Annotated in this window: 23 protein-coding genes, 1 pseudogene and 1 other annotated feature; of the genes and pseudogenes, 8 read left to right on the top strand and 16 right to left on the bottom strand. The window is 38.5% G+C overall.

The genetic code is table 11. From position 1 onward, the window contains the following. The first annotated feature begins 478 nt into the window (after positions 1–478). Complete coding sequence (locus EKM69_RS10240) at positions 479–988, top strand: DUF2892 domain-containing protein (protein WP_125710736.1); 510 nt, start codon at positions 479–481, stop codon at positions 986–988. Between the two features lie 55 nt (positions 989–1,043). Here EKM69_RS10240 and EKM69_RS10235 read toward each other — a convergent pair whose 3' ends face one another. The 5 genes from EKM69_RS10235 to EKM69_RS10215 form a co-directional block, all read right to left on the bottom strand. Beyond that, entirely contained in the window at positions 1,044–2,816 is a 1,773-nt protein-coding gene (locus tag EKM69_RS10235) for an alpha/beta hydrolase (protein WP_125710734.1), read from the bottom strand. 164 nt (positions 2,817–2,980) lie between these two features. After that, positions 2,981–3,301 carry a hypothetical protein gene (locus EKM69_RS10230; RefSeq protein ID WP_125710732.1) on the bottom strand — a complete coding sequence of 107 codons (321 nt, stop codon included), beginning with the start codon at positions 3,299–3,301 and terminating at the stop codon, positions 2,981–2,983. 118 nt (positions 3,302–3,419) lie between these two features. Continuing rightward, a complete protein-coding gene (locus tag EKM69_RS10225; protein ID WP_125710730.1) occupies positions 3,420–5,345 on the bottom strand; it encodes a copper-translocating P-type ATPase in 1,926 nt (641 codons plus the stop codon). Then, on the bottom strand, positions 5,345–5,614 hold the full coding sequence (locus EKM69_RS10220; protein ID WP_125710728.1) for a cupredoxin domain-containing protein: 270 nt from the start codon (positions 5,612–5,614) through the stop codon (positions 5,345–5,347). Before EKM69_RS10220 ends, EKM69_RS10225 begins: the two co-directional genes overlap by 1 nt. 11 nt (positions 5,615–5,625) lie before the next feature. Continuing rightward, positions 5,626–6,000 carry a cupredoxin domain-containing protein gene (locus EKM69_RS10215; protein ID WP_164505924.1) on the bottom strand — a complete coding sequence of 125 codons (375 nt, stop codon included), beginning with the start codon at positions 5,998–6,000 and terminating at the stop codon, positions 5,626–5,628. A gap of 212 nt (positions 6,001–6,212) precedes the next feature. On the opposite strand from EKM69_RS10215, the gene EKM69_RS10210 reads away from it, so the two are divergent. Further along, a complete protein-coding gene (locus EKM69_RS10210) occupies positions 6,213–6,674 on the top strand; it encodes a hypothetical protein (protein WP_125710724.1) in 462 nt (153 codons plus the stop codon). A 150-nt stretch (positions 6,675–6,824) separates the two neighbouring features. Further along, the gene (locus EKM69_RS10205) at positions 6,825–7,139 is read left to right on the top strand and encodes a hypothetical protein (RefSeq protein ID WP_125710722.1); all 315 of its coding nucleotides are present in this window, start codon (positions 6,825–6,827) and stop codon (positions 7,137–7,139) included. Between the two features lie 587 nt (positions 7,140–7,726). On the opposite strand, the gene EKM69_RS10200 is transcribed toward EKM69_RS10205, so the two are convergent. The 4 genes and pseudogenes from EKM69_RS10200 to EKM69_RS10185 all read right to left on the bottom strand — a co-directional run bounded on the left by EKM69_RS10200 (position 7,727) and on the right by EKM69_RS10185 (position 11,034). Then, positions 7,727–8,203: a PTS system mannose/fructose/N-acetylgalactosamine-transporter subunit IIB gene (locus EKM69_RS10200; RefSeq protein ID WP_125710719.1), complete on the bottom strand. Its 477-nt coding sequence runs from the start codon at positions 8,201–8,203 to the stop codon at positions 7,727–7,729. Continuing rightward, the gene (locus EKM69_RS10195; RefSeq protein ID WP_125710717.1) at positions 8,172–8,615 is read right to left on the bottom strand and encodes a PTS sugar transporter subunit IIA; all 444 of its coding nucleotides are present in this window, start codon (positions 8,613–8,615) and stop codon (positions 8,172–8,174) included. The genes EKM69_RS10200 and EKM69_RS10195 overlap by 32 nt, the downstream gene beginning before the upstream one ends. A gap of 10 nt (positions 8,616–8,625) precedes the next feature. After that, positions 8,626–10,301 (bottom strand): annotated as a pseudogene (locus tag EKM69_RS10190) (PTS system mannose/fructose/sorbose family transporter subunit IID). A gap of 22 nt (positions 10,302–10,323) precedes the next feature. Further along, the gene (locus EKM69_RS10185) at positions 10,324–11,034 is read right to left on the bottom strand and encodes a transaldolase (RefSeq protein ID WP_125710715.1); all 711 of its coding nucleotides are present in this window, start codon (positions 11,032–11,034) and stop codon (positions 10,324–10,326) included. A gap of 123 nt (positions 11,035–11,157) precedes the next feature. Between EKM69_RS10185 and EKM69_RS10180 the strand changes: the two genes are divergently transcribed. Further along, positions 11,158–12,162, top strand: a complete 1,005-nt coding sequence (locus EKM69_RS10180) for a LacI family DNA-binding transcriptional regulator (RefSeq protein ID WP_125710713.1) — start codon at positions 11,158–11,160, stop codon at positions 12,160–12,162. 2 nt (positions 12,163–12,164) lie between these two features. Here EKM69_RS10180 and EKM69_RS10175 read toward each other — a convergent pair whose 3' ends face one another. Further along, positions 12,165–13,490, bottom strand: coding sequence for a replication-associated recombination protein A (locus EKM69_RS10175; protein ID WP_125710711.1), 1,326 nt, complete (start codon positions 13,488–13,490; stop codon positions 12,165–12,167). Between the two features lie 336 nt (positions 13,491–13,826). Further along, positions 13,827–14,057: a binding site (T-box leader), on the top strand. Between the two features lie 244 nt (positions 14,058–14,301). Between EKM69_RS10175 and asnS the strand changes: the two genes are divergently transcribed. Beyond that, a complete protein-coding gene (asnS, locus tag EKM69_RS10170) occupies positions 14,302–15,696 on the top strand; it encodes an asparagine--tRNA ligase (RefSeq protein WP_125710710.1) in 1,395 nt (464 codons plus the stop codon). Between the two features lie 129 nt (positions 15,697–15,825). Beyond that, complete coding sequence (locus tag EKM69_RS10165; protein ID WP_318530669.1) at positions 15,826–16,851, top strand: Fic family protein; 1,026 nt, start codon at positions 15,826–15,828, stop codon at positions 16,849–16,851. 66 nt (positions 16,852–16,917) lie between these two features. Here EKM69_RS10165 and EKM69_RS10160 read toward each other — a convergent pair whose 3' ends face one another. The 4 genes from EKM69_RS10160 to EKM69_RS10145 form a co-directional block, all read right to left on the bottom strand. Then, on the bottom strand, positions 16,918–17,682 hold the full coding sequence (locus EKM69_RS10160) for a cyclase family protein (RefSeq protein ID WP_404825423.1): 765 nt from the start codon (positions 17,680–17,682) through the stop codon (positions 16,918–16,920). Between the two features lie 521 nt (positions 17,683–18,203). Continuing rightward, positions 18,204–20,300 carry a hypothetical protein gene (locus tag EKM69_RS10155; RefSeq protein WP_125710706.1) on the bottom strand — a complete coding sequence of 699 codons (2,097 nt, stop codon included), beginning with the start codon at positions 20,298–20,300 and terminating at the stop codon, positions 18,204–18,206. A 222-nt stretch (positions 20,301–20,522) separates the two neighbouring features. Further along, positions 20,523–21,287: a hypothetical protein gene (locus tag EKM69_RS10150; protein WP_125710704.1), complete on the bottom strand. Its 765-nt coding sequence runs from the start codon at positions 21,285–21,287 to the stop codon at positions 20,523–20,525. Between the two features lie 74 nt (positions 21,288–21,361). Next, on the bottom strand, positions 21,362–22,168 hold the full coding sequence (locus EKM69_RS10145) for a hypothetical protein (protein ID WP_125710702.1): 807 nt from the start codon (positions 22,166–22,168) through the stop codon (positions 21,362–21,364). A 152-nt stretch (positions 22,169–22,320) separates the two neighbouring features. On the opposite strand from EKM69_RS10145, the gene EKM69_RS10140 reads away from it, so the two are divergent. After that, positions 22,321–23,187: an alpha/beta hydrolase gene (locus EKM69_RS10140; protein ID WP_125710701.1), complete on the top strand. Its 867-nt coding sequence runs from the start codon at positions 22,321–22,323 to the stop codon at positions 23,185–23,187. A 209-nt stretch (positions 23,188–23,396) separates the two neighbouring features. Continuing rightward, the gene (locus tag EKM69_RS10135) at positions 23,397–23,726 is read left to right on the top strand and encodes a helix-turn-helix transcriptional regulator (protein WP_125710699.1); all 330 of its coding nucleotides are present in this window, start codon (positions 23,397–23,399) and stop codon (positions 23,724–23,726) included. Between the two features lie 52 nt (positions 23,727–23,778). On the opposite strand, the gene map is transcribed toward EKM69_RS10135, so the two are convergent. Continuing rightward, the gene (gene map / locus EKM69_RS10130; RefSeq protein WP_125710697.1) at positions 23,779–24,612 is read right to left on the bottom strand and encodes a type I methionyl aminopeptidase; all 834 of its coding nucleotides are present in this window, start codon (positions 24,610–24,612) and stop codon (positions 23,779–23,781) included. A 591-nt stretch (positions 24,613–25,203) separates the two neighbouring features. After that, complete coding sequence (locus EKM69_RS10125; protein WP_125710695.1) at positions 25,204–25,854, bottom strand: nitroreductase family protein; 651 nt, start codon at positions 25,852–25,854, stop codon at positions 25,204–25,206. Between the last annotated feature and the right edge of the window lie 293 nt (positions 25,855–26,147).

The following is a 26,147-nucleotide window of genomic DNA, read 5'->3' as shown; positions in this document are numbered from 1 at the left end:
ATATTTTTGACGAATTTATAAAAGCATTACCCAATCGCCTGATCAGGCTCTTGGATAATGCTTCATGATGTTAAAAAACTATTTGATTGTACCCAACCTCAACATACGAATGAGTTGAGGGCTATTTTCGTGCTTTCAACCTTTAGTTAGAAATAAATAACCTTTTTTGACCCTTTGGATTTGAAATATTCAGAGGGTTATTTTATTCATATAATGATTTTATAATGTTTAAAAAACGCACCATATATGTCATGTGGTTGATTCTTTCATTGCTGCTTTTTGAAAAAATCGGCATCCCTCATACAGCCACGCGAACGTCCAAAATTGTCTAAACAGATTTTCATACTATAATTTCAAATAAATTTTTGCAATAAATAAGCCGAAAACGTTTTACTTATCTATCATGATGGGAAATAAGTGCTATAATAAAAAAGATTTTTTAATTTATAATTATATTTATAATGTAGGGGGATCCATCATGGTTCAAAGTAGAAACGTTAGTCCTAATTCCGACTTCTCTGTAAGTTTGGTAGCACCTTGGGTAAAAGGTAATATTTTCGTCGACGATCATTTTTTGAGAATCGATATGCAAAACACTGTTTTATTTGGAATGATACCTGCGGGTAGATCTAAAGACACATCTCCATTAAATACACTCTCAAATGTTTACACATCAAGTTCTTATCATTTAGGTGCTATTTTCTTAGGTGCTATTATCGCCTTAGCTGGATTGAGTGCATTCGGTTCATCAATCTTCGCCGGCTTGATCTTATTGCTAGTTGGTCTTGCAATCGCCGGTAGTGGTATCAAGACTGTTTTTGCTTATGAAAAGTCAGGTATTCAAAGATCGATCGAATTGCCTTTCTTCGAAGCTAACCACGCACGTGAGTTGGAAGAACAAGTAGTTCAAGCACTTGCTAAATTCCAAGATGATAGAAATGTGGCAACTAGTACAGCTGCTATTACTGAAGCTATCAGAAATAAATAATGTTACTAAAAAAACCTTAAGTCGATATTTTCATATCTGGCTTAAGGTTTTTTTACTAAGCAGCTTTTTGCGTGCTAGTTTTGTCAGCGTTAGTTACTTCTACGTTGACCTTTAAATTGTTAGCTTTATTAACTTCGTCGATGAATGCTTGGATGTTGCTTTGATATTCAGCAACTGCATTGTTCGCTGAAGCGTGTCCACCAACGCTGCCGTCTAAGACCCAAAGCTTTTTAATAGCTGAGTTGTTGGCATTATACATGGCAACACTTTGTGTGTCAGGAATGAAGGCATCGTCTTCGGTCGTAATGAAATAAGCTGGCAATGTGGTCTTGGCAGCTGACACGATCCCGGAAACGTCATCTAGTCCAAATCCTTGGAGGAATTTGTTGATGTTGTTCACGCTCTTCATGATCTTTTCGTAAGGTAAAAATGGAATGTTGTCGAAGTGGATCGGAATAATCAACTTGCTCAACGGATTATTGACCGTTGCCAAAGCCTTGTTGTAAAGCGATGCTCCTAAAGCTGGCAAAGTTGAATATCCCGCATCGGCAACGACTGCCTTTACATTTGAAGCTAAGCCTTCTTCAGAAGCAGCTTCCAAGGCTGTGTTTGCACCTAGTGACTGACCGTAAAAAACAATCTCTCCGTCGTCACCGTTCATTTCGTTGATCTTATTAACTAAGCTCTTCCAGTCAGTCTTGTCATAATAACCGAAGGAAAGTAAGTTGCCATCACTGGCAAATTGACCACGTTGACTTGGCATCAAGACGTTGTAACCCATGTCGTACCAAACTTTAGATACCACACCGATCCAGTCGGGACGCTCAGTCCAACCTTGTCCGATGATGACGGTTTTTTTCGATTCCGGATGAGCGACATAAGTTGCTCTGATCTCTTTGTTAGCATTGTCGTAATAAGGAACTGATACGTCTTCTTTGACAGCTTCGTTGTTCCACCAATCTTGAGCCACGGTATAATATTGCTCGCTGTGCTCAGGATCATATTGTTCGTCTAAACTAGTCCAAGTATTTGATACGTCGTATCTAGTTGGGCTCAATAAAGTCCGAAAGTCGGATAATGCTTGAGTTCCAAAACGGCTAAAAAGCAATGGATAACCTAAGGCTGCGGCGATCCCCGAAGTTACATCGGTCACTTTATCACCGATAAAACCAGTGATTTTGCCTAATAACGTCTTATAAGTCTTTGGCGTGACGTTGTTTAAATCTTCCATCGTCAACTCGTCATCGGCACTAGCAGTTACATCTGGTTTGTTGATGACATTAGGAACTGTTTCTGTTTCTGTTCCTTCAGTCGTAGTTTGCTCAGGATCGACTGTGATCAAGTCTTTGTCATCGGCAGTTTCTGCTGAAGAATCAGTGGTAGTTTCTGTTTCTTCATCCTTAGAAACATCCTCTGCATTGACATCTTCGTTTGCACTCTCTTCGACTTTTTCTGCTGAATCAGTAACAGTTTCTGGAGCTATTGGCTCAGACTCCTTTGAATCCGTCGTTGCTTCATCCATAGCAACTTCTGGATCTGTTTCGTCCGTTTGATTAGCAGCAGTTGTGGTAGTTTCTGCTTTTTGCTGAACACCTTCTTCAGCATTGACCGCATCAGCGAATTTCTGTAAGTCAAACTGATCGGTACCCGATAATGTTACCGAACCGGTCTTTTTGACTTGCTCGATCGCATAATCGGTCTTATCTTGGCTGCTAGATTTATCAACCGTGGCGGCATAGGCATTACCGGTAGTTGAAAAAATCGTTCCAGCCAAAAATAAAGCGGCCATACTAGTGTAGGACCGCTTTTTAAAAGTCCTCTTATTCATAAATATATCCTCCCCTTTAAGGCAGAAATAAATATACCATATGAAATTGGACAAATATTTAAATTGTGTGGTTTTGTAATGATATTACAACAATACTGTTATACCAACGATACGAGCGACATTTAATTTAAAATAATTTCTTTTTTAATGAAAATAAAGCCTCATCAATTTTCTCTATATACATCCAATAAATCATTTACTAATTTATCAACTGGAACTTGCTCTTCCAAAATTTTGTGAGAATCCAATACGTTTTGTTTACTAGGATAAAAGCCTTCGTATATCCCATTTACGATACTTTCGCGCGTATTCCAAAAGTTTTCTTTAGTACTAAACTTGATACCCATAATTTCTAAGTTTTTTTCATCTGTTTGAGAGACAAATTTTTGTTCTTCAATTTCAGGAGAACTCGAATTAGGCTCGTGATCCTTGATTTCTGTGCTTATTTTTCTTAAAAATGTTTTGTCAGCATTCATTTTTTTCATTATCTACCACCAATAACTTTGATACTTATTATTATAATGACAGACCAAGATTGATTCGATACAGCCAACAAATTCCGTCAAAAAAAAACGAATCCCATCACTCAGGATTCGTTTTTTATTAAGCTGTTTCAACTTTACTGCTGATTTTAGCTTTGTTTAATAAGACGGAGCTAGTTACGACTGACAAGGAACTGAAGGCCATAGCTAGTCCGGCTAATTCTGGACTTAGGATCACGCCGAGTCCGTAGAAGATTCCTGCGGCTACGGGGATTCCTAAAACGTTATAAATGAAGGCCCAGAATAAGTTTAGTCTGATTCGATTGAAAGTTTTCTTACTCAATGCTAAGGCTTTGTCGACGTCTCTTAGGTCGTTTTTAACTAGGACGATACCACCTGATTCAATAGCAATATCAGTACCTGAACCCATGGCGATTCCGACATCAGCGACTGTCAAAGCTGGCGCATCGTTGATACCATCACCAACAAAGGCAACTTTTTCATTTTGTTGAAGAGCTTTAACGTGATCAGCTTTTTCACTTGGCAAGACGTCAGCGATGACTTCATCAATGCCGACTTGGTCTGCGATTGCTTGAGCGACACGTTGGTTGTCACCTGTTAGCATGACTGTTCTAAGACCACGTGACTTCAAAGCTGCAATAGCTTCTTTAGATGTTTCTTTTGGTGCATCTTGGATGGCGATCAAACCGATAACTTGGTCTTCAACACCAACAAAGACTACTGTCTTAGCTTCTTCTTGGAGCTTGATGACTTGCTTTTGTAAGTCGTCAGAAATACTTACATCATTCAATAATTTATCGTTACCGACGAAAGACTTCTTACCGTCAATGACAGCTTGAACACCTTTACCTTCGATAGCTTGGAAATCAGCGACTTTAGGTGTGCTGATTTTTTCAGCTTCGGCTTTCTTAACGATTGCGGAAGCTAATGGATGTTCTGAAGATTGTTCTAGTCCTGTAGCAACTGATAAGACGGCTTTTTCATCACCGACAATGTTAGTTACTTCTGGCTTGCCGACTGTGATAGTACCAGTCTTGTCGAAAACTACGGCTTTGATTTCGTTAACGGCTTCGAGAACTTCACCGTTTTTGATGAGGATTCCCATTTTAGCTGAACGGCCAGTTCCGACCATCAAAGCTGTTGGTGTTGCGAGTCCCAGAGCACAAGGACAGGCAATAACGACTACGGAAACGGCAAAAATTAGGGAGTTCGCTACGGATGCGTCAAGGAAGACGTACCAAACCATGAAGGTCAAGATAGCGAGTATCAAGACAACTGGTACGAAAATATCAGAAACTTTATCAGTCAAATTTTGAATTGGAGCATGACTGTTTTGAGCTTTCTTAACTAAGTCAACGATCTGTGAAAGCATCGTATCCTTACCGACTTTTTCAGCCTTGAACATGAAGGTTCCGTTACTATTGATAGTCGAGCCGATGACCTTGTCGCCAGCTTTTTTCGAAACGGGCATACTTTCACCAGTGACCATTGATTCATCGATAGTTGAAGTTCCTTCGGTGATAACACCATCAACGGCAACCTTTTCACCAGGTTTTACTCTGATGATGTCACCTTCAACGACTTCTTCAAGTGGCAACTTAACTAGTTTGCCGTCACGCATGACTTCAGCTTCTTTAGCTTGCAAGTCGACTAGCTTTTCGACCGCATTTGAAGCGTTGTTTCTCATCCGTTCCTCAAAGACTTGTCCTAAAAGAACGAAAGTCGTTACAAAAGCTGCACTTTCAAAAAAGACGGCTTGGTGCGTAGCCATTGCATAAATACTGTAAACATAAGCTGTCAATGTTCCGATAGCCACTAAAGTATCCATATTTGAATGGTGCTTAGTAAATGAGGCCCAGCCGCTTTGCCAAAATGGACGAGCTGAGATCAACATAATGATGGTCGTTAAAATGAATTGAGTCCATTCTCCACCAGGGATCATTTTGCCAAATGGCATCATGATCATATTGGCTAGCATTGGTAGAGATAGGATCAAGGAGATCCAAAATCTCTTAGTGATTGTCATTACGAGATCACCACTTTTCCAAAGAACATATCCATTCCACAACTAAAGTCGAATTCGCCAGCTTCGTCAGTTGGTACATCGACTGTCTTAGTAACATCGATCGGTAATTCTTCTTCAAATCCAAGGTCCTTAGAATGAACTACTTCTAGACATCCCTTGTCGTTAGTTCTCGTAAATGAAATTTGTGCGGGAACGCCTTTTTTCAAATTAACTACTTCTGGATTGTAGCCGCCAGCAACTTCTACATTAACCTTTTGTACTTCACTCATAATATTTTCTCCTATTTAATAATTAATTTTCCGTGGAACATATCCATACCACAAGCCCATTGATATTCCCCAGGCTTAGTCGTATCGATCTTGATCTCTTCTGTTTCATTGATCGGTAATTCTTGGTTGATCCCGAAGTCGGAAAAAACGACCCGATCCAAACAACTTGATTTATCTTTTCTAGTAAAGTTAAGCGTTGCTGGAATACCTTTTTTCAAGACGACTGTTTCTGGTGAATAACCACCATTAACTTCCACGTCGATGCTCTGTGCATCATCAGTAACGTCAGCTGAAACTTCAGCAACCTCATGCTTGCCGAAGAACCACCAGACGATAAAGCCAATGATCAACAAGCCAAAAATTAACACTAATATCTTTGCCAAAATGCTTCCCCCTTTTCTTGTTTACGTTTGTAATCTTTAATTGATAAATACATCATAAAGCGACTGTCTACATTTGTCAACAAGGGTGATTACTAATTTTTGAATTAGGATTGGATCTGTCGTTATCGTTAGACTTACTCTGTGGCATAAAATAGAGATATAATGAGGATGTAAGCGATTAACAATATTTGATTTAATGTTTGGGGGAATATTAAATGAATAAGAAGAAAAACGCCCTTTGGGCAATAGCAATAGTTGCATTAGTCGCCGTAGTTTGGGGCCTAGGAAGCATCAACCACGATCAGCAAACGACCGTCGTCAACCGTTATGAAAAAACCGAGTCAATCAAGCAAACTTCTGCTCTTTCTGAATATGCTCAGGCTGAAAAAATTTTTAATAAGTTCAAAGATGCCAACGGCGTTCGCTACCAAGCTGACCAAATAACTACCTTTACAGTCATGAAAAATGGCAACAACTTCATTTTTTATAGCAATAGCCGTCCCGATGGCTTTTACGTCTTACAACGCGTGGAGCAATTCAACTCAAAAGACGACAAATATAGCTACGAATTAATGCCCGTAAACGGCGGAACGCCAATGGGAGTCGATTCTGACGACATTGCCGTTCATTATAACAACTTGAATCCTAGTGACTTTTCTAAGACATTTGGGGAATAAAATGGTTAAATCAGACAATCAAAAACGACTAAGTAAAATCTTAGCCGTTTTTTGTGTCAAATTAGTGTAAAGACAGGGGTTATCTATATCTTCATGGTATATAGTTTTGGTATTATTATCTTATAAAAAGGATGACTTAGGGGGGAATCCATGGAGATTATCATGTCGCTTTTATTAGTTTTTTTTATTTTGGGAATCTTCGCTATAATTGCTACACTTTTTTTGGACGTGGTTTTTTACGGGTTTGTATTTGCCTTGATAATTCTCGGGATTTATTTACTAGTAAAAGGCGTTGGTCTGTTGATTAGTTTAGGTTCAAAAATCATTTTCGGCATCTTATTTTTACTGAAATGGTTATTAATTATCATTGCGGTCATAACTGTTATAATTGCCGCTGTTTACATATTCAAACATTTGCAACGTAAAATTTCCAGAAAAATGAACGAAACAGACGAAAATTTGTAGGCAAAAAATCATTCATCTATGCAATTTACTTTTTTGCCACTACAGCTTATAATACAAAAAGAGAAGACACCGATGGTGAGATCGATGCCTTCGACACAAGTTTTACAGTGATTTTGTTGGTAGCTAACCTTTATGGTTAGCTTTTTTTATCGGAAACGAGTTCCAGGAGATAGCGGCCTCCGGTTTAGAAACTGAGCATCTCCTTGCACTCTCTTTAATTATGGTCCGATATGCCTTCGCAAAATTAATACTTGCTAACGACAATATGTAGACCGCAACAGCTATAGAAACCGTAGCACACCAATCTCCATCCACTCCAAATTTTCATGATCTCTACCTCCACAAGTTTTATAGACGAGGGGTAGTAATCACTTATTGACTTGCTAAACTATATTTCCAGAGAATGACTCCATCCATATAGCCTGATTAAATCACATCATGATATATAGATTCATTCTCTCGAAAGCCCTTGATATCAGCATTCATATATGAACCAATTTAAAAAGCCGATTTGATCTTCAATCAAATCGGCTTTTTTGTTGATTCTGTGGACGAGGCAGATCAACTTATTGTATGACTACGTTAATTTATTTATTAAGCAAATTTTCCAAATTTACCTGATCATTTTGAGGCATGATTTGGATAAATACATTAGTTCCCTTTGAAATAATATTCTTGAAGGACTCATTTTCTTCAGGACTAGTAGAGATAGTATGGTATAACCTATCTCTACCATCTTTAGCTCCCATGCCACCTAGATCGATTTCTGAGATATTAATTCCATGATCGATCATATACTCTAATGTTTGCGGTGTTTTAGCAAGGATAATCGTTGGTGCTTCTAATGGTTCGGAGAAAAATTCAACTGCATCTTCCTTTGAAAAAATACCAATTCCAATATTATCAGGTACAGCATTTTCTAGGACATTGATCATGAAATCATCTTGAGCAACGCCATCATCAACAATTACTACTTGATCAGCGTTCTTTGTCTTGATCCAAGCAGTCATCACTTGACCATGGATCAAACGATCATCGATTCTTGTTAATACTAAGTTTTCCACGCTTTTTTCCTCCCTTGAAGTTTAGATCAACTTGCTCTATTCCTACACTCATTTCATCAACAGCTAATTTAGTTAATTCAGAAAGCGATGAATCTGGCAATCGACTAGTTATTACTGTTATCGCCATTGGAACATTCATTCCTGTAACTAATGACAATTGATGCTTTTGACTAACGAATGCAGCTGAATTATATGGTGTTCCGCCTTTTATATCACATAAAACTAGCGTTCCTTCATAGTCTTTTTCATTACTACTGATTGTTTCTTCTAATCTATCACGATAACCATCAGGGCTCTCACCCTCTTTTAAAGCAACCGTATATACATCTTTTTGGGGACCAGCTATCATTTGCAAAGTTTCTAGCAAACCTTCGCAAAAGGGACCATGACTGATCAATACAATTTTTATCATAATAATTCACCTATTTCGCTACAACTACACCAAAGATATTTAAGTAAGAGAACAAAATACCAATAACAAAAATACCTAAGATGATCCAAGTAGGATTAACTTTTTTAGCCACTAACCACCAGATCAACAATGTTATGGCTAGAGGAATCAATCCGGGTGCTAAGCTGTTTAAAATTTCTTGTAACTTCATCGTGCTCTTACCTACACGCCAAACTAGTGGGGTGTCAACTGCAACTCTAGTTGCAGCCATCGTACCAACTACCATTAACCCAACGATACTGAAGGCATTAGTAACCTTATTAATAACACCATTTTTCAAAATTGTAATAACCGATTCTTTACCTTTTTTGTATCCATACATAAACATTAGGTATCCAATTGTATAAATAATTACTTCAAACAATACTGTAAAAAGTACTGGTCCCAAGTAATTACCCTCAAGAGCCATTGTTGCACCAATACTAGCTAATATTGGGAATAAAATACCTTGTTGAACAGTATCACCAATACCCGCAGCAGGACCCATTAGACCCGTTCTGACACCATTGATATCCTCTGCAGATACTTCTTGACCATTAGCTCTAGCTTCTTCCATTGAAAGTGCTACACCATGGATGATAGGTCCAACCATGTGAGGTTCTGTGTTAAAGAAGACCATGTATTTTTTCAATTCTTCTGCTTGACGATTCTCACTGTATAGTTTCTTGATTGGATAGATCATCATGTTAGTTAATCCAAGTGCTTGTAATCTTTCATAATTATAAGCAGCTTCATCGGATTGTTCCCACAACCATGTTTTGACTAAGTCACTCTTAGAAAGTTGGACTTTATAGTTTGATGCAGAAACTACATCTGAGGTAGCAGAAGAACCGGTTGGAGCAGCAGCAACTTCTTCTGTTTCTCCGGTACGATTTTTTAAAGTTAATCGACGTACTTTTTTCTTAGGTGCAGCATTTGAGTTTTCAGTCTTTGAAGTTTGATTAATAAATACTAGAAAGGCGATTGTTGCTGAGAATATTGCCAAAGCCATGATATCCAACTTCAAATAAACTGCTAAGAAAAATCCGATAAAGAAGTATGCATTAAGTGATTTTTTGCCTAAGTAATTCAATAACATTGCAATACCAAGTGCAGGCATCAAACCACCGACTACCTCAAGTGCAGTAGTTAAACTCTTAGGTATAGCATCGAGCATAGCCGTTGCCCAGGTTTTTCCAAACATTACTAAACAAAAAGCAGGAATTCCATAGACTACCAACGCAACGATAAAAGAGGGTACATAGTTTAAAAATCTAATTTGTCTGACTTTGCCTTCATCCAAGGCCTTATCAGCTCGGTGAACCCAAAATGAATTGATAGTTTGATATATTTGAACCATTAATAGTCCAAGCAAACTAAATGGAATGGCAAAAGTAACTGCCAATTTTGGATTGGCACTTGATAAAATTGTCAAAGCAGTACCATAAATACCCGCAACCATGGTATTACACCACCGGCGTTGATCCAACCAAGATAAACTAATTGAATATTAGCACCAGCTAACATTCCTAACATTGGATCCCCCATAAATATACCAACCAAAAGTCCGGTGGTAAGTGGATAAGTCATACATCTAGTAACAGGTGCGAAAAACCACCATTGTGAAAAAGTCGCAAGGATGGCAACTAATATTGCTGGAATAAGCATGATTTAACCCCCTATAGATTTTTTACAAAATCGAAAATCCTAGAGATTTGACGTCAGCTGCAAATCCTTTCACTGTTTCCAAAGAAAGTTCTTTTGCATCTGTTCCGATCATATGAAGCTTATTTAAAACTGGAGTTGTGACAGTGATGATATCAACCCCTAAATCATCTGCTTGTTTGATATTCAATACTTCACGACAACTTGCCCAAAGTAATTTGGCATTACCATTGGCTTTAACTAACTCTACCGATTTCTTCATGAGTTCAGTAGGATCAACTCCAGTGTCAGCCACACGCCCTGCAAATACAGAAACAATATTATCTGACCCCTGTTTAAAAGCTGGTAAAACTTCTTCAACTTGTTCAATCGTCAAAATAGCTGTGACATTAACTTGAATACCTTCATCTGATAATTCCTTGATCAAAGGAACTGATGATTCACCCTTAGTATTTGTAATAGGGATTTTTACGAAAACATTTTTACCGAGTGAAGCAATCTTTTCGGCTTCCTTTTTCATTGTGTCGAAATCATCTGAAAAAACTTCAAATGAAATAGGCAATCCTGATACTTTTTCTAGAGCCTCTTTAGCAAAACCAACATAATCAGTAATACCGGCACGTTTCATTAATGTTGGATTTGTAGTAAATCCTTTAACGATACCTTTCTCCTTGGCAGCAACCATTTCCGAAACAACTGCCCCATCAGCATAAATATCAATCGAAAAATCCTTCATAAAATACTCCTTTCCTGAGTAAACGTTCTCTCAATTGACACAAATTACTTTACAGGCAAATTAAACAACATTATCATATCAATGTCAACGCTTTCACAAATGATGAAGAACTGAGGGATCCACATGAAGGAACAAGTATCGATAAAACAAATTGCCGAAATATGCGGTGTTTCTGTAGCGACTGTTTCGCGTGTTATCAATGATAACGGGCGATTTTCCGAAGAAACTAGACAAAAGGTACTATCTGCAATCAAACAAACCGGATATAAACCAAACAAGTTAGCAATTGGTTTAAGAAAAAACAAATCAAATATAATCGGTATATTAGTGCCTGATATCACAAACGGATTTTATTCGGCTGTAGTAAAAAAATGCGAACAAGCTTTATCCAAGAATGGTTATTCTTCTATCGTTTGTAACACCGACCGAAGTGCTGAAAAGGAAGCTAACTATTTACAAACTCTTTCTGAGCATATGGTTGACGGAATAATCATAATCTCTACCAATCCCTCAGATCACTATTTGAATGTAAACATCCCGATAGTTTTTATTGATAGGAACCCTGATATCGAGTCAAAAATAGTTATAACTTCAGACCATTATTATGGTGCTTTGGAAGCCACAAACTATCTTATAAAAACAGGTTTTTCTCCCTATATCATTACCACTAAAACTAAAGCAATAACCACAAAAGAAAGAGTTCGCGGATTCTACGATGCCATTAAGCAACACAAGATTGATTCAACCGACCGTATGCTCACTCTTCATTCCACATCAAATGAATTTCTAGATAAGAATACTGAAGCATTAACTTTTATAAAAAATATCTCAGATAAAAAAATAGGGATCTTCACCATTAATGATAATGTGGCCTATATAACTCTCCAGACCGCATTAAAATTAGGTAAAAAAATCCCTGATGATTTTAGTATTATTGGATTTGATGACGCTCCTATTTCCAAAATAGCAACACCTCAAATTTCTAGTATTCATCAAAATACTGATGAACTAGCTGAAAAAGCAACACAACTCTTAATGGAAAAACTTGCTGATCCAGATAATCCCATGAACGTAACTAAAACTATTCCAACAAATTTGATTTTAAGAAATACAACATTACCAAGCTAAACTTACTCTTCATGCTCCCGATGCCAATTCTTAATATACTCCAAACGCTCTTTAAACCGCTTCTCATTCCCCTGCATCGAAGGATAATAATACTCATGTCCTTCAAGATCAGGTGGCATCGTCTTCATCGATGTCAGTTTATCCGTCGTGTTATGAGCATATTGATAGTCTTTTCCATAATCCAATTCTTTCATTAACTTCGTAGGAGCGTTTCTGATCTGAAGTGGAACTGGTTCATTGCCAGTCTTCTTAACATCAGCTTTAGCATTATTTGCTGCTTCATAAACCGCATTTGATTTAGGTGCTAATGATAAATAGATCACGCACTCTGTCAAATGAACGTTGCATTCAGGCATCCCGATAAATTGGCAAGCTTGAAAGACGTCGATTGCTAACGACAATGCTCTAGTATCAGCCAGGCCAATGTCTTCACTAGCAAATCGTACCAGACGACGGGCGATGTAGAGTGGATCTTCGCCACCTTCTAGCATCCTGGTCAACCAATAAATTGCGGCATCAACATCGGAGTTACGCATCGATTTGTGTAACGCCGAAATAATATTGTAGTGTTCCTCACCTTTTTTATCGTAACGAAGCGATTTGGTGTTGATCAGTTGTTCGATGGATCCCTCAGTCACCACGACCTTATCGCCTTGACGGTCACTATTTAACACGACCATCTCTAAAGTGTTCAAAGCCGTTCGAGCATCCCCATTAGCAAATTGAGCGATCACATCGAGGTCATTTTCTGAAATCTCGACCTTATAATCAGGAAAAGCTTCAGGATTCTTCAAGGCATTTTGGAGCAGTTCCACGATGTCATCAGTCGTCAATTGTTTTAAAACGAAGACCTTACACCGCGACAACAAAGCCGAATTGATCTCAAACGAAGGATTTTCCGTAGTTGCTCCGATCAAGATGATGCTTCCACGTTCCACAAACGGCAAAAAGGCATCTTGTTGAGCCTTGTTGAATCGGTGGATCTCATCAATAAAGACGACAGTTCTTTCTCCCATCTCACGGTTATTTTCAGCTTCCTGCATGATCTCACGAATCTCTTTGATACCACTAGTTACCGCTGAAAGAGTAATAAACTGTGACTCAGTCTTATGAGCAATAATTTGCGCCAAAGTAGTTTTCCCGACCCCGGGAGGTCCCCAAAAGATCATAGATGACAGCTGGTCTCGATCGATCAAGTCACGCAAAATTTTGCCCTTACCGACTAAATGCTTCTGACCAGCAAATCCATCAAAATCAGTTGGCCGGACCCTATTAGCTAGTGGACTATTTTGATGTGCTTCACTATCGAAAATCGATCCTTGCTTCATAATTGACGTGCCTCTTTTCTCAAAAAATACATTTTACTTCCATACCCATCACGTTTTAAAAAATCAATTTTAATGGTGTGATTTTATTCCAACTGAAAAAAATAAAAGCCGCAACCTCCTGAGGTGCATGACTTTGAAAACATTGTTTCATGTGAAACGTGACGTGTTAATATCGCTTTCACATTAATTCTAACGTCATATATATTATTTATCCATACGAACAAATGTTTGCTATTTATAATTTTACTACAATATTGTTTTTTTGAAAAACGATAACCAAATAATTGCCATATTGTCAAAGCCCCCGTTCTGTGCTATTATCGCTTTAACTTAATACTTAGGATTTTAAAAAGAAGGAGTACTATTTACTCAATTCTCAGTGAGTTAAGGACAGTGCGAACTTAACATGCGGGTATTTACGAAAAACATCTTTTTACCTTGGCCTGAACTAACAGTAGGGTTCAACGTATTCAACACGTTATCGTTGAAGAGCATGTTTGTGCTTGTAGAGATGTTTTCGTATGAAAACAAATTGGGTGGTACCGCGGAAGACCTTTCGTCCCTTTTATCTATCTTTTATTAGATGGGTAATCGAGATGGGAGGTCTATTTTTAGTTACTCTTAGTGACTATGTCACTTAGAGTAACTTATCGGAACGACCTCCGTGTCGTTCGGATTCCTTTTTTATTTTGTATTACATCCAAGATGTAACACAAAATAAATAGATCAAACTTCCACTCAATAATCCCAACAACCAAAACTAAGTATCTAGTAACAAAGTTCAAAATAACAAATCCGGAGGAATTAGCTTATGGTTAAGGTTTTAGCTAAAGACTTATACGCCAAAGAATATAAAGACGGCGAAGAAGTTACGATCGAAGGTTGGATCAGAACTTCTCGTGGTTCTAAAAAGATCGGCTTCATCGAATTAAACGATGGTTCATTTTTCAAGAACGTTCAAATTGTTTTTAGTCGTGGCGACTTGGAAGACACATTTGACGAAATCAAAAAATATCCTATCAGTACTACTATCGAAGTAACTGGTGCCCTTGCTTTGACACCTGATGCTCAACAACCATTCGAGATCCACGCTACTGAGATCAAAGAATTGGGTGCTTCTGACAGTGACTATCCACTACAAAAGAAGGCTCACAGTTACGAATATCTAAGAACAATTGCCCACTTGCGTCCACGGACAAACACATTCTACTCAGTCTTCAAGATTCGTTCGATTGCAGCTTTTGCCGTTCACGAATACTTGCAACATCATGACTTCTCATACATCCAAACACCTATCATCACTAGTTCAGATGCTGAAGGTGCCGGTGAAATGTTCCAAGTAACGACGCTTGATCTCAACAACGTTCCTAAGACTGACGAAGGCAAAGTTGACTACAACGAAGACTTTTTCAAAAAGGAAACTAACTTAACTGTTTCCGGTCAACTAGAAGTAGAAGCTTTCGCCCTTTCACTCAGAAATGTTTATACATTCGGTCCTACATTTAGAGCTGAAAACTCACATACTGGTCGTCACGCCTCAGAATTCTGGATGATCGAACCAGAAATGGCCTTCGCTGACATGCAAGACGAGATCAACGTTTCAGAAGAATTGCTCAAGTACGTTGTACAATACGTCCTCGATCACGCCAAAGAAGAAGTTCAATTCTTAAACGACAACGTCGACGAAAACTTGATTTCTCGCCTTGAAACAACCGTTTCTGAAAAATTCGCACAGATCACTTATACCGAAGCCATCGACTTGCTTGAAAAAGCTGACGTTGACTTTGAAGTTCCTGTTAGCTGGGGTCTTGACCTTGAATCAGAACATGAACGTTACTTAAGTGAAAAAGTCTTTGAAAAACCAGTCTTCTTGACTGATTATCCTAAAGACTTCAAAGCTTTCTACATGCGTGCTAACGATGACGGCAAGACCGTTGCTGCAGCTGACTTGCTAGTTCCTGAAATTGGTGAGTTGATCGGTGGATCACAACGTGAAGAAAGAATCGATGTCTTAGAAGAAAAACTCAAAGACTTCGACCTTAACCCAGACGAATACAAATGGTATCTTGAATTACGTAAGTACGGTGGCACAGTCCACTCAGGTTTCGGTATCGGTTTTGAAAGACTTGTTATGTATCTAACAGGTATGGCAAACATTCGTGACGTTATAGCTTACCCAAGAACACCAGGAAACGCTGAATTCTAATTTTTACACTAAGACATGGTTACTTGACCATGTCTTTTTTTCTGCATCATTTCTTTCTATTCTCCGTCATTTAGGTTAAAATGATGTAGAATAGAGGTGATGATGTTGAAAAAGTTCGATTATACTACTTTGAATAATTTAGAAATAACGCCTGAAATGGCTCAAAAGTTAATGGAGATCTCTCAATTAATTGGCCAGCAAAGTTCTTATAATAGTGATGAAAATAATACGTTAGAACGATTAGCTGAAGTTGCCAAAATCCAAAGTACCGATTCTTCTAATCGAATTGAAGGCATTTACACGAGTGATACTCGTTTAAAAAATCTAGTAAATAAGAAAACAACTCCTCATAACCGCAGTGAGGAAGAAATTTCTGGCTATCGTGATGTACTGGATCTAATACACAACCAACACCAATACATCAAAATAAATAACAGTAATATTTTAACTTTGCACAAACATCTCTTTTCTTTCACTACCAGTACTTGGGGTGGTCATTTTAAAGATATTGATAACGAAATCGTCACCCAATTTTCCGACGGGACATCTGAAATACGATTCTCGCCTCCACCAGCAATAGTGACTCCGGAATTAATTTCCGATTTGTGTGCATCTTACAATCAAGCTATAACTCAAAATCAAATTCCCTCATTACTGCTAACAGGAGCTTTTATTTTTGACTTCGTTTCTATCCATCCCTTTCGCGATGGAAATGGGCGTTTGTCCCGGCTCCTCATGCTTTTGACCATGTATAATTGCGGCTATGAAGTAGGTAAGTACATTAGCTTGGAATCATTGATCGAGCGAACCAAACCAGCTTTTTACGAGTCCTTAAAACAAAGTTCTGCTGACTGGCATAAAAATGAAAATTCTTATCAACCATTTTTAAATTACTTCTTGAGCATCGTCCTGCAAGCTTATCGAGACCTATCCGAAAGAATTCATCCCAATGTCGAGAAATTCACTGTGGATACATTGATATTGAAAAATCTAGAAACCGAATTAAAACCTTTGAAAAAAGCCGATCTACTAGGACTTATTCCTGAGTACAGTCAAACTACAATTGAAAGATCATTGAATAAACTACTAAAAGAATCCAAAATAGAAAAAATTGGTGGAGGAAGATCCACTAAATATATTCTGAATTGGGAATAAACTCAAAAAACCCCTTGGTATCCAATTACCAAGAGGGTTTTTTAAATTAATATCATTACTTTGACTCTAGTTAGGAAGAATTGCAAAAGCTCGCACTGGAAATCCCGGTGCGTTTTCTGGTTTTGCGACCGAAATAAAGATTTCAGCACCTGTTGCGGGCAGTAAATCTAGGTTGTCTAGCAATTCAACTTGATAGTGGTTGTGCGTTAAAACGTAGAATTCACCAACGAGACCATTTTCTTGTTTAACCGCCGTATCAGTATCAAAGGTTTCATGACCATTAGCAATGATGCCACGTTGTTCATAGAGAAATTTAAGCGCTTCTAGATCCCAGCCTGGATAATGTGCCTGTCCTTGCTCATCAAGATTCTCAAATTTTTCCTGGCTTGGCCAACGCTTGGACCAGTCGGTGCGTAAAGCCACAAATGTCCCTGCAGGGATCTTTCCGTGAGCTTTCTCCCAACTCTTGATGTCGTCCACAGAAAGCGAAGAATCAGGGCTTTTAGCAACTGCCTTAGTGTTATCGATGACGATCAAAGGCAAAACTAGGTCCTTTAATTCAAGATCCTCAACGTACTTGTCACTGTGCGCATCAAAATGGATCGTTGGATCGATGTGTGTACCGAATTGACCTGGGAAAGTATATTCTTTGACGAAAAAACCATCGTCATGAGTAAAAGTCGTTTTAAATTTTGGCTTGGCAAAAGCTGGAAATCGCGGACTATCCGGTCCAAAAGTATGAGTCAGATCGACCCATTTCAAAGCTTTCAATTTTTCAACATCTTTTTGTAGTTCACTCGTAGCTGATTTCGCATTGTTTTCGACCATCATTACATCTCCCTTAATTTAACTAGGTAAATGAAAAATAGGTTCCGGTTAAGACTGATCCATGAGAAATCTTTTTTCAGAGATCAATTACGCTGTGTATATCATAACCAACTTTAACCAATAGATAGGCGCCTTCATAATCATTACCTAGTAGTTAGATTGTTCAAAGTCTATAACCAGAAAGAACTTTGGTCAACACCAAAATTACCGCTGTTATATATAAATGATTGAATGAAAATATCACTTATTACTGGGACATGTCATCAGAACATAATTAAAAGCAAATATAACTCAATAACCTCTGAATGACAGGATTTATTTTCATGAAAATAAATAAGGAATTGAGTTGATTAATTATTCAGATAATTATTTTTATACGGAATAAAACAAAGCTTTTTTCCTTTTTGTTTTCCATACAGAATAAAATGTCTTTTTTAGGAGTTTTGTTCTCTATACAGAACAAAATAAATAATTCTAGACACAAAAAAGCTCCCAGATGAATACTACTCTGAGAGCTTTCAAACTTATTTTTTACGAGTAAAAATTGTAACGACATCTGGATGTTCAAACCAGGTTACGGCTAAAATCACGATCATGAATAATGCTGCATTGACAACAATTATTGTAGCGGCGTTATATGATTTTGGTGCAGGTTTTCCAATGGTTTTAACTGGATCATCAGGAACGCGTTGAGCATACCATCTTAGATTCAATTCTGGATGCTCCAATATCTTTCCAGAATCTGCCGAATAACTCATTGGTCCAGCCAAATATTTAACGGGACGATTGCCATCATTTGCAATCGAGACTTGCAAATTTTGAGCTTTGGTCAATGGATAATAGATCTGTCTAATAAATCGAGCATTGTCAGTCACCTTCGTCAATCGCTTAGTCTTGTCTTTGACATTTATCGTTACGATCTCATTTGACTTAGTATAAAGCTCTAAGTGATTGGCTGAATGGTCTTGAAGCGGAACTGTGAACTCGAATTTTTCTTGTGGGTTTATCTGCAAATAATGACGATCAAAATAGTTGCCGATTCCTTGCATGGTGATCGGACGTGGTTCCGTTTCAGTGTAAAAAACAGATTGGACAACACTCAGCGTGCTGAACAAGACACCAACCGCCATCAATCCACTCAATCTAGCTTTTTTAGATGTTGATAAGGCAAATTGCGGAGCCGTCGACCAACCGAGCGTTCCTAATAGGGCGATGATCGGAAAGAGTGGCAAGGCGTATCGTGGCTCAACTTCCCAGAAGAAGACGTGAAAGGACGTCAATCCTAGGGTGAACAAGCTCAAGAAAGCAACTGTCAACAAGTTTTCGCGTTTTTTGAACAACTGCAAAATGGCTCCACACAGTAAGGCTAAATACCAACACTGTGAAACTAATAAAGACCAGAAACGAACAAACATCTGGTGTCCCATATAAACGGACGGTGCTTTGACCCACTGACGATTCAAGTTAACACTGTCAAAATCACCATGGCTCAAAAAGACGCCTAATTTTTCGTTGAAATGGAGCAACAAGCCAACTGGTCCGAGTTCCTTGATCCGGTCGATCAGACGTTTGTTAGCAAGCTGCTTTTTCTGTTCTGCTGTTTTAGCATCGTGGATCTGATAAAAATCTTTCCCGTTGTATTGTCCTTGTTTTTCAGGGTTAAAACTCATTGCAATCCAACTAGTCACAGGAACAGCTTGATTTTGATCTTTGACGTACCCACTTTTTAAGGCCGCCGTATTAGCAAGCATGAAAAACAGGGCTGTCATGGCCAAACTGCCGACTAGCCAGGTGATGGTCAACTTCCAATCGATTTTTTTGGCAAGCATGGCGATTACTAAAATGATAAAAATTGCAATCCACAAAACTACCAAGTTACTCTTCATCATGATTGAGAAAGCCACCAAGATCATTGCTAATAGAGCACCAACACATCTCATAACGCCGTTGTGGCGTTTAACAAAGATACCTAAAGCTAGGACATCTAACACTACTGGCATGATCAAGGGGTCGTTGTATGAAAACAATCCGTAACTATAAACTGGCAAACTGATCAGCCATGTGAACATAAAGAATGCCCCGACCGGACGCAGCTTTTGCCAGCTTTTTAAGATGTACAATCCAGCGACTAAGCCAGTATCGATCCAAATAAAACGTAGGATATTCAAATAAATCCAAGGATCTAAAATACCGATCTTCAAAAAAGGCTTGATCATAGCTGCTTGAAACAATGCTGTATTGACGTTGTTTGGATAAACTTTGAAATAATCCGCCCAAGTTTGACTATCTTGAGCTAACGCTATCGCTTGTTCTCGCACAAAGTACGAATCTGCACGGGCGATGGTGACGAAATTGAATGCCACCCAGACTTGGGTGAGCACGATCAAGATACCTAAGACGATCAAAGTCCAACGATAGACCTTAGGTGACATCAGTTCGATTGCCTTGCGGATACCATTGATTATGATCAACAATCCGATCGTCACGACAATCAAAACTGGTGGTTGGACCCAGTCTTCACGGTTTAAAAATGCGTGGGGCATGAGTCCTGCAAAAATCAATACCAAGGTCAATAACGCAGCTGCTAACCAATTGATACCGATCAAAATTTTATTATTCATAATTATCCTCATGTAATAGGAGACGAATTTAAAAGTATTATTGTAGTAAAAGAAAACTCACTGAAAACTATATCTATCTTTTCATTTATAGTTTACTCAAATTTATCTATTTTTGAAAATAAAAATTAGTAATGCTTCCAAAATATTGTCGTGCTTAGCTTTTTAAGCTAACTGAGAAAATAAAAAACAAGTGAAGTTTCCCCCACTTGTTCGATAAAAAATCTATCCATTGGCATTCGCATAATCAGCGTATGATTTAACGCCATTTTCATCAGTTATATCGCCGTTATACGAAACGATTGCTGACTTGCCGTACTTGTTGACCACCTGATAGCCACCACTAACTGCGGACACTTGATAACTTGAAGGATCAGTATGTAATCCATACGAAGCTTGATACATCGAAATTGCTTGCTCTGGACTATTCACGAGTCGATCCTCTTGATCATCACTGTCATCAACAGTACTTGTGGCAGAATTATCTACTGCCGTTTGCGTTTGGCTATTATCCGTCGTAGCCACGCTTAGATCAGGCTTTGCCACCACGTTTTTACTATTGATGTATTCCACGGTCAACTTATCACTATTCAATGTTTCGGCTGTAACATCTTCAAATAGTTCATCGATCGTGATCTGTTGGTCAGCTTTAACTGTTACTTTGTCATCCTCATCAGATGTTGCCCGCTGCACTCCATCAACTAGTAAGGTAAATTGGGCTGGGTCGAATGAAATGTCCTTTTTAGTCTTATTTTTGATCGTCATCGAAACATCATAATCAGTGTCGTCATTGTCTTTGTTAGTAGATAAATCAAATTTGACTAGTTTCTTATCGCTCTTACCCAATTTTTGATATTCAACGACCGTATCTTGCTTCTGCGTTGAACTTTGTTGGCTTGAATCACTACTATTCGAGCTAGAATTGTTGGCGCCACAACCAGCCAAAACTAGCGCTGAAGCCGCAGTAAATGCTAAAAGTGCTTTTTTCATGGGAATCCCCTCCTATTTATCCAAATAATATCACGAAAAAATTATTTGATACTAATTTTTTGATATCGGAAAAATTATGGTTTGACAGGACCACCATTTTGTTCAGCGTGAAGCATCTCGTCGTAGGTAGTTGTTCCGTTACTGTCTGCTATTGTGTCTCCGGCATAGGAAACGAATCCTACGTGTTCACCAGTATCAGTACTTGTGATTTCCCAGCCACCATTAGTTTCTGTGACAGTCAAATAACCGCCCCATCCACCAGTTGCTCTTCTATATAAGTCTTCCGCTTGATCAGCCCGTTTAACGACCCGATTGTCTTGTGGTGCTTGGCTCGTTGAACTAGTAGCGGCTGTTTCTTGATCATCGCCACTACCATTATTCGTCGTTGCAGCAGTTTCATCGCTTGCTGAATCAGTCGTTATGTTAAAACTAGGTTTTGCGACGATATTTTTCTTATTGATGTATTCAACAGTTATATTCTCACCATTCAAGACATCAGCTGAAACGTCTTCAAACAACTCGTCGATCGTGATCTGTTGGCCAGCTTTAACAGTAACCTTGTCGTCTTCATCAGAAGTCGCCCGTTGCACGCCATCAACTAATAAACTGAATTGCGTGGGGTCGAAGGAAACATTTTTCTTCGACTTATTTTTGATCGTCATCGAAACTTCATAATTGTTGTCGTCTTTATCTTTTGTCGAAGTAAGATCAAATTTAAGCTTTTTCTTATCGCTAGAACTTAGCTTCTGATAAGCCGTGTTTTCCTTTTTAACAGACGTTTGCGAATTGGAGCTACTACTGTTAGAACTCGAATTATTAGCTCCACAGCCTGCTAAAACTAGCAACGACACGGAAACTAGTGCTACTAATGATTTTTTCATACGTGAATCCCCCCTATGATTTAATGTTAGTATATCATGAAATATAAATATATTTATATTCGAAACTGACCGAAAAAAATCATAAAGCTTTTTAAGTTCTTTTTACTTAAAAAAGTTGTATGCTCAATTAAAAGAACTAGGACAATATTTTCATGAAAAAGATGATAAAAATGATGAAAAACCTTTCGATTTTCTTTTTATTTGTCGCTTCGATCATAACTTTTGCGGCCTGTTCCAACTCTAACGTCAGCAAAGTTTCGAAAAAGCAGGGAGCTACTATCGTCCCTACTTTATTTTTTCATGGTTATGGCAGTAGCACTAATGCCGAAGAATCAATGGCACACGCTGCCGTCAAAGCAGGCCCTCCAAAGACCATCATTAAAGCCTTATTCGATAACAAAGGTGACGTGACTTTAAAGGGGGTCATCCCTTCTTATGACAAGCATCCCATCGTCGAAGTAGGTTTTGACAACAACCGTAATTCCAACTATACCGAAGACGGTCAATGGGCACGAAATGTCGTCCTCAAACTCCAAGAAGCTTATCACATCAAGAAATTCAACGTCGTCGGACATTCGATGGGCAACATGGCGATAATTTTTTACATGCTAGACAACTATCGTGATAAAAAGCTGCCTCAGTTACAAAAACAAGTCGACATCGCTGGTCATTTCAACGGTATCTTAGGCGTCGACGATAAGCCTAACGAAATGAAACTGAAAGCTAATGGCCTACCGATCCAGATCAACCCTACTTACGAAAAATTAACGGCACTCCGTCACAGTGACGCCTACAAGGGAGTTTCCGTCCTAAACATTTACGGTGACAAAGATGATGGCTCTCACTCCGATGGCCGTGTCAGCAACGCTTCTTCCAAGTCCTTGCGTTACCTCGTCAGCAATCATGCTAAATCATACCGTGAAGAAAAAATCGTTGGAAAAGATGCCCAACATAGTCGCTTGCACGAAAATCCGGAGGTCAATAAACTGCTGATTGATTTTCTTTGGGACAAAAAATAATAGATAGTACAAAAGAGGTAGGATGACCTATCTCTTTTTTTTGCAACGACATATAGCTTGGCGCATAAGACTTTGTGAGTATGTTTGTTACTTTTGATTGCGCAAATTGTTATTACATGACGTCAGATAAGGTCAATAATTTGCTTGTATATAACGGTGATATGTACGAATCTAAAAGTAGATAAACGTGAAGGAGAGATTGAAATGAGCTGAACCTGACGCAAGATGATCTAGCAAAAGAATTATTCGTAACTAGACAAGCGATTTTTAAGTGGGAATCTGGAGAATCGACCCCTGACGTGAATAATTTGATCAAGTTGGCCGACACATTCCATATCAGTTTGGATAACTTGATTTTAGGAAAAGACACCGATGCCTTAGTGGATTCGGGGGAATTTGTCTTTGATCCTCGAAAAAATCGTTACGTCAGAAGATATGGAAAAATGAACTTCTGGGACTTTCTAGCTAAGTATTGGTGGACGATCATTGTTATTTTAGGAGTTTTCTCATTGCTATTCCCATCACATTTCTACGGCTAAAATTTTACACATTAAAAAAACAGACATGATGAATGTCTGCTTTTTGCTAGTTCTAATAATTATTATCTTTGATATATTGTTGTGCCCAAGCCAACATTTTGGCATCTTCTTCAGCATCTTGTGATGTTAAGATCTTAGGACCGTCATCTGTGATAGCAATAGTGTGCTCATATTGAGCTGACCAGCTGCCATCTTTTGATACGTAGTAGATCCATGGATCATTTTTATCTTTCAAAGTATGGTCTTTGATCTCCCAAGTTCCTTCGTTGATCATTGGTTCAATGGTAATAGTCATGCCGGCTTTAAGACGAAGTCCCTTACCTTTTTGACCATAGTGGAAAACGTCTGGTTTTTCGTGCATTGTTGGTTGAATACCATGTCCGATCAAGTCACGCACATCACCGTAGTCATGCTTGTTTTCTGTGAAATCTTGAATGGCAAAGCCGATATCACCTAAACGATTGCCGACGACACTTTGAGCGATCCCGAGGTAAAGTGATTTCTTAGTAACATCCATTAAGTCTTTAGTTTCTTGGCTAACTTCACTGACAGCGTAACTCCAGCATGAGTCACTTTCATATCCGTCTTTGTTGACAGTCATATCAACTTTTACGATGTCGCCTTCTTTTAAGATCAAATTTTTCCGAGGTGTTCCGTGGGCAACTTCATCGTTGACGTCGACACAAGTGGCGTACTTATAGCCTTCAAAACCTTTTTCTGAAGGTGTTGCACCATGTTTTAGGATGTAGTCGTTGGCGAAGACTTCGATGTCGTAAGCTGATAGGCCTGGTTTGATCATGTCGCGTAGGCCTAGGTGGACTCCAGCTAGTACTTTTCCTGATTCACGCATGCCTTCGATTTCTCGTTCTGATTTTAATGTGATCATTTTGCTTTTGTTTGCTCCCTTTTTGTTTCATTGGTTTTTTATTTATTTATATTGTAGAACAGTTTATGGATAAAAGGTATTTTGGTTTTTTAGTTTTAGACGGATTTGAGGTTGTATTTTAGTTGGTGTTTTATTGCCGGTTCTGTGGAGGGATTCCGGGAATTGCGCTGTGGAACGCCATGGGCACCACTCTGAGCTATCCGGGAAGTTCGCCCGGACATCTCACAGCTGGGCCTTTCACTAGGCAATAAATTGCCAAGTGAAATTTCATGGCTGACAGCGAATTCCCTCCATCCCTCCACAGAACCTAAGATGGTATAAATCAATTTTTTTGGTTGGGTACGGTACTTATCTTTTTTCTGCAAAACTGCTTTGATTAGTTTGGATGTACTTACTTTTTTATCAGTCTTAAGATACTGATCAAGTTATCTATCTATTTTATCTTGATAGTGCCTTTCATCGATTGCTTTTATGTTCCGGTTGATATTTCACTATTAATGTTTTTTTATTTCCTGTTTTTTGTACAGTAAAAGACGATGATAATTCCTTTGCTTTGGAATTATCATCGCCTATTTTTATTTCATTTCTGAATTAAGCAAAATCTGTGACTTCACTTACATCATAGCGGACTGATTTGGTGAATTCTTCGTCTGGTTTGCCGATTGCTATTGATGTGATTGGGATGTATCTTTCTGGATCTAGGCCGAATTGTGGTACTACTTTGTCGAAGTAGTAGCCTGACATTGGGTTGGCTTCGTAGCCGTGGGCTCTGGCTAATAGTAATAGTTGCATGGCTACCATGCTGCCGTCTAATGTGGCATCTTTTTCTAGGAAGTTGCGGTCGGCTTTTTCGTATAGTGGTAAGAAGGTTTTGAAGATTTTGTCTCTTTCTTCTGTGGTGATCTGGCCATTTTCTGCGGCTTTGTTCCAGACGTCACGATACTTGTAGTGTGATTGGATGTCTCCCATTACGAATATCACGGTCGAGGCTGTGTCGATCTGTGGGTAGTTGAATGGCATCATTACTTCACGAGCCCTTTTCTTGGCTTCTGGTGTGTTGCAAACTACGAAGTGCCATGATTGCAAGTTGCAAGCTGATGGTGCGCTGATTGCTTCTTTTAGAATTTGCGTGATCTCTTCATCTGAGATCTTAACGTCTTTTTTGAACTTTCTGTATGAGTGACGGTTCAACATAATATCTTTGAAATCATTGTTTACTAGTTTCTTTTCTGTGGCATCCATAATAACTATCTCCTCAAATATTGTATTATTTTCAATTGATTGCTCAATCTTTGACAAGTCAAGAGTAACTCTTATTTACAAGATTGTAAATAGTTTCACAATATTTAATAGTCATTTTTGACATAAAAAAAGCTTGATCCATTGAATTGCGATAATCCCTTTATGGTTGTCAGATGAAATAATATAAATTCATCTGATATTCATGAAGGGATTTTTTTATGTCTAGAAGTAAATATACAGTCCAAGAGAAGCTGGATCTGGTGTTGGAGTTTAAAGAAACCCAACCCATCTTC

It is taken from the genome of Companilactobacillus zhongbaensis, assembly GCF_003946515.1.
GTDB lineage: Bacteria > Bacillota > Bacilli > Lactobacillales > Lactobacillaceae > Companilactobacillus > Companilactobacillus zhongbaensis.
Note: the sequence above shows the minus strand (reverse complement) of the source record. Positions and strands in the feature narration are given on the sequence as shown.